Source organism: Cupriavidus basilensis (assembly GCF_000876015.1).
GTDB classification, from domain to species: domain Bacteria; phylum Pseudomonadota; class Gammaproteobacteria; order Burkholderiales; family Burkholderiaceae; genus Cupriavidus; species Cupriavidus basilensis_B.
Map to the genome: position 1 here is coordinate 351,932 of NZ_BBQM01000019.1, position 12,459 is coordinate 364,390.

A 12,459-nucleotide genomic window follows, 5' to 3' on the forward strand; every position below is an offset into this window, starting at 1 on the left:
GGCGCGGCACCGCGTTGCGGCGCGCAGTCGCGCGCCGGCGCGCCGGCCGCTCAGCGCGCGTCCGGCTGCACCGCGGCAAGCGCGAGCCGATGCAGCGTGATGTGGCGGATCGCGATGCGCGACGCGCCGATGTGGGCCTTGACCAGCATCTCCGCGCGATCGGCCTTCCTGGTCATCAGGCAGCGCAATATCGCCCTGTGCTCGTCGAACGCCGCCGAGATCCGCGCCGCGTCGGTGAAGTCGAGGCGCCGGATGATGCGGATGCGCTCGGTCAGCCGCGCGGACGTGCGCGCCATCTCCCGGTTGCCAGCCAGCTCGACCAGCGCCTGGTGGAATCGCTCGTCCTCCTGCGCGACCCGCTTGCCGTCGAGGTTCCTTTCCGCCTCCGGCACCATCCAGAATCTGCACAACGCCGACAGGTCGGGCGGCGAGTCCATCGCGCACAGGCGGCGCACGGCAATCACCTCGATGCTGGTGCGAAAGTCATAGAGATCGTCGTAGTGCGCCAGGTCGAACGGCTTGACCTGCCAGCTCGAATGGCCGTCGAGGCGCTGCAGATACCCTTCGTGCGCGAGCAGATGGAGAGCAAGACGCAGCGGCGTGCGCGAGATGCCCAGCGCATTGGCGAACTCCTGCTCCGAATAGCGTTGCCCCGGCGGCATGCGGAGTTCGAAGATGTCCTCCTTGATCCGTTCGTAGGCATCGTTGACCATCGAGTTCTTGCCTCGGGTCGCCGACGCCTGGTCCTGCACGATTTCCAGCCTCTGCGCACCATCCCGGTTCATCGTCATCTCGCTCACGCACATGTTTTGGACATCAATTCGGATTTCTATTTGGATCCAAATAGAAATCCACTTATGGATTCGGAATTACGCGGGAGTTATGCAAGATGCTTGCCAGCGCGGGCGGCGCCGGCCCTGGGGAGCCGCGCGGACAACCGGCGCGGACAACCGGGACGCTTGATGCGGGGCTGGTGGACTGGCGGCGCGCCGTCTGCGCCCCACCCTCACTGATAGCTCAGCGTGAACGCGGCAATGCCGACGACGTCGCCCGCCTGCACGGCGCCGGTGGCGACGTAGCGCACGGTCAGCGGAATGCTGGCCAGGCCGGCCGACGATCCCACCAGCCACTGGCCGGGATTGCCGGGCGCGATCGACGGCGCGCCGTAGTTGACCGGCACATTGCCCGCGCGCAGGATGCGCAGCCGCACGCCGCGGGCCGCGGACGCGGTGGTCAGGTTCAGCAGGTCGCTCCGGTTGGCCGGATCGGTAAGGTCGGTCAGGGTCACGTAGACCCTGGCGCCGGCGGCACAGGTCAGGCCGATGCTGAACGGGGTGTCGCCGGTGCCGCTGGTGCCGGCCGCGCTCAGGACGCCGGCATTGACCGGCGGCATGGGGACGTTGACCGGAGTCGCATTCACCGTGCAGGTCCGGGCCATCAGCCTGCCCTGTGAGGTGCCCGACCATCTGCTGACCCAGGCGAGCGGGCTTGGCCCGGCGAAGTCGCCAAGCGGGTTTGCGCTGTCGTTGAAGCGGAACTGGTCGAAGTTGCTGAAGTTGAAGCTGCAGACACTCGACGCGGGGCCGCAATAGATCACGTTGCCCCCGGGCTGCGGGTTGTCATAGAGGACGTCGCTGACCTTCACCAGTTCATAGGTGATTGCCACCGACCCCGAGCAAGGCGGCACGCAGGGTGCCGTCCATGACCTGTCGTACCATGTCTTGGTGTTGTTAAAGGGGATGTTGGAAATCAGCTGGCCGTTGACGTATATACGCACGCCCAGCGTGGCGGCCTGGTTGCGGACCCTGACGCCAGGCACGGCCGTGCTGTTCACCCAGACCGGCGCATATTGCGGGGTGTAGGTGCGGGGCGTGGATGCCTTTGGGCAGTTGTACTGGTAATGGACAGTCTTCGAGGCGAGAACCGTGCCGTTGGGTGCCTGCGCCTTGGGCGGCAGCAGGAACAGCGGCCAGATGGCGATGTCCTGGCAGCCTGGCGAGCAACTCGTGTTCAGCGGCGGCGTCATCGAGCACAAGACAAGCTCGGCGTGGGCCGCGGCGTGCAGGCCGAGCCAGAGAACCAGGGCGGCCAGGCAACGGCGGCAGTATTGCATCGGGTTCATGGGAAATTCGCTCCTGCCGGCGCGCCGGATTCGTCGGGGATGGGGAACAGGGTTCGGGAATCGCTGGCCGGCGCCAGCGCGAGCGGCACATCGCCGCTGTCGCACACCGCCGCGAGGCTCGCATGGGCATTCCCGCCCGCGGCGGGCAGGCGGTACGCGAACGTGCAGCGCTCGCCCGGGCGCGCGCCCCAGGTGGCGCTCAGCCGGCCGGCCTCCGGCAGGCCTCGCGCGAACAGGCGGCCGCCGTGGCCGGCGATGCCGACCCTGTTGCCCTGCTCGTCGAGCACGTCGGCGCCGAACGGCAGCGCGGCGCCGTCGGCCAGGCGCGCGCGGATGAGCACGGCGCGGCCGCTGACGGTGGCGAAGCGCACCTTCACCACCGCGTTGGCGCGCGGCGCCACCTGTTCGCTGGTGGTCCGCAGCTCGATGTCCAGCGGCGTGCCCTTGGGGTCGATGCTGACGGTGTTCACGGCATAGGGCGTCAGATAAGGCACCACCGCGTAGCCGCGCGCGTCGATGCGCAGCCCCGAGATGCCGTTGACGCGCGCGCCTTCGGCGCCCCTGGCCTCGACCACCGCCACGGTCTCGCCCAGCGCGTTGCTCAGGGTCACGCCGCCGGCGTGGGCCACCACGGCACCCGAGATGCCCAGCGACTGCTGGGTGTAGCCGCGGCCGCCGGCGACGCCGGCCGAGAGCGTGGCGGCGGCGCCGCGGTACTGCATGCTGGCGCCGCCGTTGCCGTTACCGGCGGCGCGCCCCGCGCCGACGCTGTAGTTCAGTGCGCTGTCTTCGCCGAGGCCGCCGCCCAGGCTGACCTGCTGCGAGCCGCCGCCGTTGTTGCTGTGCCCGTAGCTGCCCGTCAGCAGCGGCGCCGGCCGGCCGCGTCCGAGCGGCAGCGAGACGCTGGAGAACACCTGGTTTTCCAGCCTGCCGGAGAAACCATCGCGCTGGCGCGACAGCGAGAGATTGACGCTCAGATCCAGTCCGCCCACGCGGAAATGGCCGTTGTAGCCGATCTGGAACTGGGTCATGGTCCCGCGCTGGCGCCAGTAGTCGGTGGTGGAACCCACCGCGTAGAGGTTGCCCCAGCGCACGCCCAGGTTCTGATTGAGGGTCAGCTGCAGCTGGTTGCGCTGGCGGTAGGCGAGCGCCGGGTCCTGGCCGCCGCCGCGCCCGCCGCGGCCTTCGCGCGCGCCCAGGGCATCGCGCACGCTCCGGTAGCCGCTCGAGGAATAGCGGTAGGCGGCCACGGTGATGCCGGTGCCGGTCTGCTCCAGAAGCTGGCTGTAGCTCAGGCGCACGCTTTGCCCGCTGGCCCGGCCGGCGCGGGCGATGCTGGCGCGGGCCTGGGTGACGTCCAGCGCCACCGCGCCGGCCAGCGTGTTGAAGGCCGCGCCCAGCAACCCCGCCATATAGCCGTTGGCAGCCAGGACGCCGGCGTAGCCGGTGAACAGGTTGGTGAAGCCATGCTGCGCCGTGGCCTGGACGATGGTGGCGCGGCGGCCGACCAGCCGCTCGCGCAGCCTGCCCGCGCTGACGTTGAAGCGGCTCGTGCCCGGGCGCAGCGATTGCGCCACCGCGGCATAAGGCACGCCGAAGCTGCGCTGGCTGCCGTCCGCCTCGGTGATCGTCACCAGCAGGTCGCCGCCGTAGCCGGTGGGGTTGAGGTCGTCGATGCGGAACTCGCCCGGCGCCACGTTGATTTCATAGAGGGTATTGCCGTTCTGCGTGACCTTGACGTGCGCGTTGCTGTTGGCCACGCCGCGGATCAGCGGCGCGTAGCCGCGCACGGACTCGGGCAGCATGCGCTCGTCGCTGGCCAGCGTGGCGCCGCGGATGCCGAGGCTGTCGAACATCGCGCCGTCGGTGAAGACGTCGCCCAGGGTCAGCTGGCTGCGCAGCGCGGGCAGGTCGCGCTGCAGGTAGGTGGCGACGCTCTGATAGGTACCGCGCCCGCGCGATTGCAGGCTCGCACTGCCGTGGTGGCGCAGATGCCAGCCGCCGGCGTTGAGGCCGCCATTGAGCCCCAGGTACGACGAGGTGGAGGTGGAGGCGCCGCCGCTGCCGGACATCCGGAAGGCGCTGAAGTTGTATCCCAGCGTGGCCGAGGGGATGCCCGCATCCCAGAACTCGGGACTCACGTAGCCGCGCGGATTGCGCAGCAGCACGGCCTGCGGCAGGCTCAGGTCCAGGCGCAGCTTGCCCAGGTCGAAGGCATAGGAAGCGGCCGCGGCGATGCGCGCGAAATTGCCGCACTCGCCGCCGCGCATGCGTGCCAGTTCGTCGCGCCCGGCCGCGTCGAGAGCCGCGGCGTCCAGGCCCAGGCGCTCGATCAGCGACGGCGCGAAACACGGCGCCGCGCTGTGGTCGGCCGGCGCGGCGGCGAAGCGCACGCTGGTGTTGCCCAGCCAGTTGCCGTTGAGGTACAGGTCGAGCCGGTAGTCGCCGGGCGGCACCGGGCTGCCGCGCGCGAAGCGCGAAACGTCGATGCGCTCGCCCTTGCGGTTCATCAGGAAATCGTTGTCGAAGTGCACGGCGGCGATCGCGGGCGCGTCCGGGGCGACGGCCTCGGCCAGCGCGGCCGCCTTCCAGCCACCGAGCATCGCCAGGGCGAGCGCATGGCGCCCGCGCATCGTTGCGGTACCGCGTGGCGAACGTCTGCGGCGGGCGCGGGGCATGCCGGCGCTCAGCGCGGCGGCGCCTGGTAGGCGCCGTCCTGGCTGCCGCCGAAATCGTCGAGATAGCGGTACTCCACCGAAAACGGCCCGGCTGGCGGCGCCGCCAGCAGGCCCAGCGGAAAATCGGCGCTGGCGCCCGGATCGACCATGCCGCCCTCGTCGTTGCTCCAGGTCTCGCCGCCGGCCCTGGCCACGATCCGGCTGAAGGTCACGTGGTAAGCGCTCGGGTTGCTGGCCCGCAGGACGTAACCGGTGCCGCCGCGCGCGAACCGCCAGGTCACGCTGCCCGGCGCATCGCGCGCCGCGCCGGCGAGCGCGGCCGGACGGAAGAACAGCTTGATGCGCGTGCGGAACGCCAGGCGCAGGGCATTGCGGCGGTCGTTGCCGGCGGCCTTGGGCGGCACTTCCAGTACGTTGAGCTAGAACAGCGACTCCCTGTCCTGCGGCTGCGCCTCGCGGGTATGGAACAGGCGCAGGCTCTGCCCCTTGCCGGGGTCCAGGCGAAACAGGGGCGGCGTCAGCGTGAACGGCGCGGTGGATTCGTCCGGCGTGGCGGTCAGGTCGCCGCCGTCGATCCAGGCCTGCACCAGGGCCGGGGAGCGGCCGTTGTTGTCGAGCTTGACCGTGACTTCGCTCTCGCGCTCGGGATACACCACACGCGTGGCGTTGATGACGATGGAGGCCGCGGCGCTGCCCGGACCGAGCGCGGCGCAGGCCATCAGCGCGGCCAGCGCCGCGCCCGGCCGGGCTCTGTGCTTGACTGGCATATGCGTTTCCATCCCGGCGCCGCCCGCGCGCCCTTCGGCCAGGGCGGCGGCCGTTGCCGCGTTATGCAGGTGTGCGGGTTACGGGTAGACGATCATGTACGGCACCGAGGTTTCCACCGTGCCGTTGGTGACCGGGAAGGACGCCGCGTAATAGCGCGCCTTGTAGGTGAGGTCCGCCGCGCCGCCGGTCAGCGCGACCGGCTTCGAGTTCTGCGCACCGTCCGGCTTGCCGACGAGGATCGCGGTGTCGTCGCCGTTGACGATCTGGATGTCGGCGTTGCTGCCGCCGGTGGCGGCATTGTTCAGGCGATTGGTCACGACGTTGGTGTTGGCGCCCGGCATGAAGCGCGTGTGCACGTTGCCGGTGCTCGGCGAGCAGCCGGTCAGCCTGATAGTGAACGGCTTGGCACCGGCGAAAGTATTGATGCCGGAGAACGCGGATGCCGGCACATTGTCCAGGTAGACGTAGACATCCTCGTTGTTGGTGCCGGTGATGGTGCAGGTGGATGCCGTTACCTGGCCGGTGATGTAGATGGTGCCGTCATTGGTCTGGGCCCGGGCGGAAGACGCGGCCGCCGCCACGCCGGCCAGCACGAAAAAAAACGAGAGAAGTTTCTTGGACATGGCAGTGCTCGCTGTATCGGTTGGCCGTTCGCCTCGAACGGTGAGGAAGCCCGCCACCGCGCCGGCCATTCGGCCGCAGGACGGATTTCGAGGGCGAGTGTCGATCAGAAAATGCGCGCCGGTTTGCGGACACATCTGCAATTGCATAGAGAAAAATCGGATTAATTCGAGAGAATTTTCTGATGACTCATTGGGCGCATTTGTGACGCGGGTGGTGGTGTCCTTGTGTTTGCGGCGACGCCGCCATTGAGATCCGGACGCCAGCAGCCCGCCCCAGGCATCGCGCGCGGATGACCGGCGCGCCGGGCAAGAACGAGACAACGCAAACGTCGGCAAGCAAACGCAATTCGCATGGCAAATGCGCCGATCGTGACGGTGCGCAAACGCCAACCTCGCCGCGACAAATACCCGAAACAGGGTATGCGCCATTCGGCAGCGCTTCTTAGAGTGCGGGCTTGAGCCCCAGTTTGAAACGCAACCCTGCCGGCAGGACCGCCCAGCCGGCGCATGCGTTCACGCACCCTCAGGAAGCCACCGTGAATCGACGCCTACCTTTCTCTTTGCCCCTTTGCCGGGCTGGCTGTTCCCTGATGGGCGCTCCCCTCGCCCTCCTCGCCCTCACCGGCCTGGCGCACGCCCAGGTGCCGACCGACGCCGGCCATCTCCAGCGCCAGCTGGAACAGACCCTGACTCCGCCCGCCGCCGCCGCGCCGACGCCCGCCGCGCCCGCCGCCCCGGAAGACCGCAGCGGGCCCAGCGTGGTCATCCGGCACGTCGTCATCGAGGGCGCCACGCTGATTCCGGCCGAGGAACTGGCCCGCCAGCTCGACGCCAGCCTTGGCCGGCCGCAGACCCTCGGCGAACTGCACGCCGCCGCCCAGGCCCTGGTCGGCTACTACCGCACGCGCGGCTGGTTCGTGCGGGTGCTGCTGCCGCAGCAGGACGTGACCGGCGGCACCCTGCGCATCCAGGTCGTCGAAGGCCGCTTCGGCAGCCTGCTCATGGCGCCGGGCCAGACCCGCGCCCGCCAGGACTTCGTGGCGCGCATCGTCGGCCGCCGCCTGGACGCGGGACAGCCCTATTCGCAGGCCGATCTCGAACGTGGCCTGCTGCTCGCCAACGACCTGCCCGGCATCGCCGCCGACGGCGTGCTGCAGGCCGGCGCCGCGCCGGGCAGCACCGACCTGGCGCTGAGCGTGCGCGACGGCCCGTGGGTCTCCGGACAACTCGGCCTGGGCAACCTCGGCAGCCGCACCACCGGCGCCTTGCAGGGCTACGGCATGGTCGCGCTGAACAACCCGAGCGGCTATGGCGACCAGCTCAGCCTGAGCGCCGCCGCCGCCGGCCACCTCGACTACCAGACCCTGGGCTACGGCGTGCCGCTGGGCCATGACGGCCTGCGCCTGTCGCTCGGCTACAGCCAGCTGCATTACCGCCTGGGCAAGGAGTTCGAAGCCCTCGATGCCAGTGGCCAGGCCCGCGCCGCCACCGCCGGGCTGGCCTACCCGCTGCTGCGCGGCGCCGAGCGCAACCTGTGGCTCGCACTGAACCTCGGCCAGCGCCGCAACCGCGACGACAGCCTGGGCTTCACCCTGCGCGAACGGCGCCTCAACACCCTGGGCCTGTCCCTGTACGGTGACAGCCGCGATGCCTTCGGCCGCGGCGGCCAGACCGCCTGGCGCGCCGAACTGACCCAGGGCAACGCCGCCCTGCGCCTGGCCGACGACCGCCGGCAGGATGCCGCCGGCCCGCGCGTCGCCGGCGGCTTCACCCGTCTCAACGCCGATCTGCGCCGCGACCAGGTGCTGGGCGCCGCCAGCTACCTGCGCGTGCGCGCCGCCGGGCAATGGTCGGCCGACAACCTCGATTCCTCGCAGCAGTTCGGCCTCGGCGGCCCCTACGGGGTACGCGGCTATCCGGCCAGCGAAGGCTACGGCGACAGCGGCGCGCTGGCGCAGGTGGAACTGCATGCCTTGCCGGCCCCGGCGCTGCCAGGCCTGGACGCCTACCTGTTCGCCGACGCCGGCGTGGTGCGCCAGCACCGCGCGCGCTGGCCGGGCTGGGACATGCAAGGCACGAACCGCAACACCTATGCCCTGTATGCCACCGGCCTCGGCCTGCGCTGGAGCCTCCCGCGCGGCTTCGCGCTGGATGCGGTGTTCGCCGTGCCGCTGGGCCACAACCCGGCCAGCGCCAACCCCGGCCGCAACCAGGACGGCAGCCGGCGCGGCGCGCGCCTGTGGATCAGCGCCAGCCTGGCGTTCTGAACGGACAAATCGAGAAAAGGAATCCGACCATGTGGAAGCACGCCAGCATCAACCGCGCCTATCGGCTGGTTTGGAATCGCGTCCAGCAGGCCTTCGTGCCGGCCCCGGAAACCGCGCGCGGTCACCACGCGGGCGGGGCGACCCGCGCCCGGACTCGCCGCGGTGACGCTGTCGTTCCGAGTGACCGGCGGCCCCTTTGGCGGGTCTTGAACGTGGCGCTGGCGCTGGCCGGCCTGCTCGTCAGCCCGCTGGCACTCGCGCTTGACGCGGGTGCCCTGCCCCAAGGTAGCAGCATCGCCGCTGGCGTGATGGGCAGCATCACCATCCAAGGCAACAACGCGCTGACCCTCACCCAGCTCAGCGACCGCGCCATCGTCAACTGGCAGTCGTTCGACATCGGCCAAAGCGCCAGCGTGCGTTTCGTGCAGCCCTCCACCACCGCGGCCACCTTGAACCGCGTCACCGGCAGCAGCGCCAGCCAGATCCTCGGCACCCTGAGCGCCAACGGCCAGGTCTACCTGGTCAACCCCGCCGGGGTGCTGTTCGGCGCCAACGCGCGAGTCAACGTGGGCAGCCTGGTAGCGTCCACCCTGCGCATCGCCGATACCGACTTCCTTGCCGGCCACGACCGCTTCACCCTCGACGGCGCCACCGGCGAGGTCAGCAACCAGGGCCGCATCACGGCGGCCCAAGGCGGCCGCGTGGCCCTGCTCGGGGCGCGCGTCACCAACACCGGCACCCTTCATGCCCCGCTGGGCAACGTGGCTCTGGCTGCCGGCCGGCAGATCACCCTGTCGGCCGGCGCCAACGGCCACCTCCAGATCGCAGTGGATCCCGCCGATCTCGCCACCCAGGTCCATAACGGTGGCCTGATCCAGGCCGAGGGCGGCCAGGTGATCCTCACCGCCCAGGGCGCCGACGCGCTGGCCTCGTCGGTGGTCAGTCACACCGGCACCGTGCAAGCGCAGACCGTGGCGACGCGCGAAGGGCGCATCCTGCTGCTGGCCGACCCGGACCGCGGCACCACCAAGGTGGCCGGCACGCTGGACGCCAGCGCGCCGCACGGCGGCAACGGCGGCTTTATCGAAACCAGCGCCGCGCGCGTGACGGTCGCCGACAGCGCCACAGTGACCACCCGCGCCGGCAACGGCACGACCGGCACCTGGCTGATCGATCCGAACGATTTCACCATCGCCGCTACCGGCGGCGACATGACTGGCGCGGCGGTCAGCACGGCGCTGCAGAACACCGACTTCCAGATTCAGAGCGTCAGGGGGAGCACGTCCGGCAAGGGCGACATCTTCGTCAACGACACGGTGAGCTGGAGTGCCAACACGCTCACCCTCACCGCCGAGCGCGATATCCAGATCAACGCCGCCCTGAACGGCTCGAACACGGCAGGGCTGGCGTTGAAGTATGGCCAAGGCGCGCTAGCCGCAAACAATACCGCCACCTACCAGGTCCGTGCGCCGGTCAACCTGGCCTCGACCGGCCGCTTCAGCACCACGCTGGGCAGCGATGGCGCCACGCTCAACTACACCATCCTCACCCGCCTGGGGGAGCAAGGCAGCACTTCGCGTAACGACCTGCAGGGCATCAACGGCAATATGAGCGGTCGTTACGTGCTGGGCAGCGATATCGATGCCAGTGCCACCCGGGAGTGGTACGGCGGTGCAGGATTTTCTCCGATCGGCTATGCCGAGAACACCCCGTTCAGGGGGACCTTTGACGGCCTTGGCCATGCTATCGCCGGACTGACCATTAACCGGCCCGGCCAGAACCATGTGGGGCTGTTTGGTTTCGCGACAAATGCCACGATTCGCCACGTCGGGCTGGATAGGGGCAGCGTCTCAGGAAACGCATACGTCGGTGGGCTGGTCGGATACAACCTTGCCCGCGACGGCACGGCCTCTCTCGACCATGTTTGGTCGAGCGCAAACGTGACGGGCCAGGGCAACTACGTCGGCGGCCTGGTCGGAAGGAACTACGGTTTCACTGGCGGCACGGCCCGCATTAGCAACGCCTATGCCACAGGCGCCGTAGAGGGTGGTGACAGCCTTGTCGGCGGCCTGGTTGGAGAAAACTCTGTCGGTCGCGGCACGGCCAGCATCAACAACGTTTACGCCACAGGCGCCGTGAAGGGTAAGTACAACGTCGGCGGCCTGGTCGGACACAATGCTAGTAGCGCGGCCAGCATCAGCAAGGCCTATGCCACAGGCGCGGTGACGGCTAATGGCAACGCCGGCGGCCTGGTTGGACAAAGCTCCGGCTCCATCACCAACAGCTACTGGGACCGCTTTTCCACCAAGCAAAATGATGGCGTCGGGGCCGGCGGGAGCTGGAACCTCCATTGGGTCACCAGTGACCCCGCCCAGTCCGGCGCCGCCAACTACGCCTTCAAGGTCAGCGCCTACACCAACAACCTGGGCGAGGACGCCGTTGCCACAAGCAAGAACGCCGGAGCCAGCTGGTACATGATCAACGGCCAGACCCGGCCCTTCCTGGCCTCGGAATACAGCACCACCGTCACCAATGCCCATCAGTTGCAGTTGATGGCCATGGACCTTGGGGCCAACTACACCCTGGCGCGCAACATCGACGCCGGTGCAACCGGCCTCAACGATGGCACGGCGGAGGTCTCGGGTGGCATGTGGACTATGGCTGGATTCTCGCCCATCGGCGGCGGCGCGGCCGCCCCCTTCAAGGGCACCTTCGATGGCCAGGGCCACGTGATCAGCGGGCTGACCGTCAACCGGCCCAGCCAGGACTATGTGGGGCTATTTGGCCGGGCACAGAATGCCACGATCCGTAACGTCGGGCTGGACCGCGTCAGCGTCTCAGGAGGCTCACAGGTCGGCGGACTGGTTGGACACAACTATGCCAACAGCGGCGCAGTCTATCTCGACAACGTCTGGATGACCGGAAAGGTGGCGGGCCGAGGTAACGAGGTAGGAGGACTGGTCGGAACGAACGAAGCCAGCTTCGGCGCGATCAACATCAGCAACGCCTATGCCACGGGCACCGTAAAGGGCAACGACAAGGTCGGCGGCCTGGTCGGATGGAGCCTTGGCAACGGCGGCCACACGGCCCGCATCAGCGACGCCTATGCCACAGGCGCTGTAACGAGTAGTGGCTTTTTTGCCGGCGGCTTGGTCGGACTGAACGACACCAACTCCATCATCAACAACAGCTACTGGGATATCGGCACCACCGGACGAACCGCTGGCGTAGGCGGCGGGAACAGCGCAGGCGTGATCGGCAAGACCAGCGAGCAACTGAGGGACCTGGGCACCTATGCCGGCTGGAGCATCGACAGCCAGGGCGGCACCGACCGCGTCTGGCGCATCTACGACGGCGACACCATGCCGCTGCTGCGCAGCTTCCTCAAGCCCGTCACCGTCACCGCGAACAACGCCGACAAGACGTACGACGGCCTCGCCTGGTCGGGTGGCAACGGCGTCACGCAAAGCGACCCGAACGCCTCGCTGGCCGGTACGCTGCGCTACACCGGCAACGCCCAAGGCGCGATCAATGCCAATGCTGATGACGCCAGCTACGCCATCACACCGGGGGGCCAGTATTCGTCGCAGCAGGGCTACGACATCACCTTCGTCGACGGTCACCTGACGATCGGCAAGGCACCGCTCACCATCACCGCCCTCGACAAGGGCAAGACCTACGATGGGTTGACCTACACCGGCAGCTACGGCGTCACGTACGACGGCTTCGTCAACAACGAAACGTCGACCGATCTCACCGGCACGCTGACCTACGGCGGCAGCGCCCAGGATGCGGTCAACGCCGGCAGGTACACGATCACTGCTAGCGGCCACGGTGCCACCAACTACGACATCGCCTACGTCAACGGCACGCTGACGGTCGACAAGGCACCGATCACCGTCACCGCCACCAGCGGGCGCTCCACCTACGGCGACGCCCCGAGCAATCCCGGCTTCACCGCCACCGGCCTGGTCAATGGGCAAGACGTCAGCGTGCTGAGT

Annotated in this window: 7 protein-coding genes and 1 pseudogene; 2 read left to right on the plus strand and 6 right to left on the minus strand. The window is 68.9% G+C overall.

All coding sequences use genetic code 11. The features are described from left to right. Positions 1-50: 50 nt before the first annotated feature. The 6 genes and pseudogenes from KF708C_RS21825 to KF708C_RS36495 form a co-directional block, all read right to left on the minus strand. A complete protein-coding gene (locus tag KF708C_RS21825) occupies positions 51-791 on the minus strand; it encodes a GntR family transcriptional regulator (RefSeq protein ID WP_231586555.1) in 741 nt (246 codons plus the stop codon). Positions 792-1,006: 215 nt separating this feature from the next. Beyond that, positions 1,007-2,122 carry a fimbrial protein gene (locus KF708C_RS21830; protein ID WP_059413253.1) on the minus strand — a complete coding sequence of 372 codons (1,116 nt, stop codon included), beginning with the start codon at positions 2,120-2,122 and terminating at the stop codon, positions 1,007-1,009. Next, the gene (locus KF708C_RS21835) at positions 2,119-4,755 is read right to left on the minus strand and encodes a fimbria/pilus outer membrane usher protein (protein ID WP_059413254.1); all 2,637 of its coding nucleotides are present in this window, start codon (positions 4,753-4,755) and stop codon (positions 2,119-2,121) included. The genes KF708C_RS21830 and KF708C_RS21835 overlap by 4 nt, the downstream gene beginning before the upstream one ends. A gap of 53 nt (positions 4,756-4,808) precedes the next feature. Further along, complete coding sequence (locus KF708C_RS37050; RefSeq protein WP_370552850.1) at positions 4,809-5,081, minus strand: fimbrial biogenesis chaperone; 273 nt, start codon at positions 5,079-5,081, stop codon at positions 4,809-4,811. Between the two features lie 42 nt (positions 5,082-5,123). Beyond that, positions 5,124-5,579, minus strand: a pseudogene (locus KF708C_RS37055) (fimbrial biogenesis chaperone); the annotation flags it as partial. Between the two features lie 66 nt (positions 5,580-5,645). Then, a complete protein-coding gene (locus KF708C_RS36495; RefSeq protein WP_059413255.1) occupies positions 5,646-6,191 on the minus strand; it encodes a fimbrial protein in 546 nt (181 codons plus the stop codon). 590 nt (positions 6,192-6,781) lie between these two features. Here KF708C_RS36495 and KF708C_RS21850 point away from each other — a divergent pair. Both KF708C_RS21850 and KF708C_RS21855 read left to right on the plus strand, forming a co-directional pair. Then, positions 6,782-8,458, plus strand: coding sequence for a ShlB/FhaC/HecB family hemolysin secretion/activation protein (locus KF708C_RS21850; protein WP_059413256.1), 1,677 nt, complete (start codon positions 6,782-6,784; stop codon positions 8,456-8,458). Between the two features lie 29 nt (positions 8,459-8,487). Continuing rightward, on the plus strand, positions 8,488-12,459 hold a 3,972-nt coding region (locus KF708C_RS21855), incomplete at its 3' end, for a two-partner secretion domain-containing protein (protein ID WP_156173910.1).

Excerpts from the sequence above, each read along its gene's own strand:
- KF708C_RS21835 (WP_059413254.1), bottom strand. The coding sequence starts at position 4,755 with ATGCGCGGGCGCCATGCGCTCGCCCTGGCGATGCTCGGTGGCTGGAAG.
- KF708C_RS36495 (WP_059413255.1), bottom strand. The coding sequence starts at position 6,191 with ATGTCCAAGAAACTTCTCTCGTTTTTTTTCGTGCTGGCCGGCGTGGCG.
- KF708C_RS21825 (WP_231586555.1), bottom strand. The coding sequence starts at position 791 with ATGACGATGAACCGGGATGGTGCGCAGAGGCTGGAAATCGTGCAGGAC.
- KF708C_RS21850 (WP_059413256.1), top strand. The coding sequence starts at position 6,782 with ATGGGCGCTCCCCTCGCCCTCCTCGCCCTCACCGGCCTGGCGCACGCC.
- KF708C_RS21830 (WP_059413253.1), bottom strand. The coding sequence starts at position 2,122 with ATGAACCCGATGCAATACTGCCGCCGTTGCCTGGCCGCCCTGGTTCTC.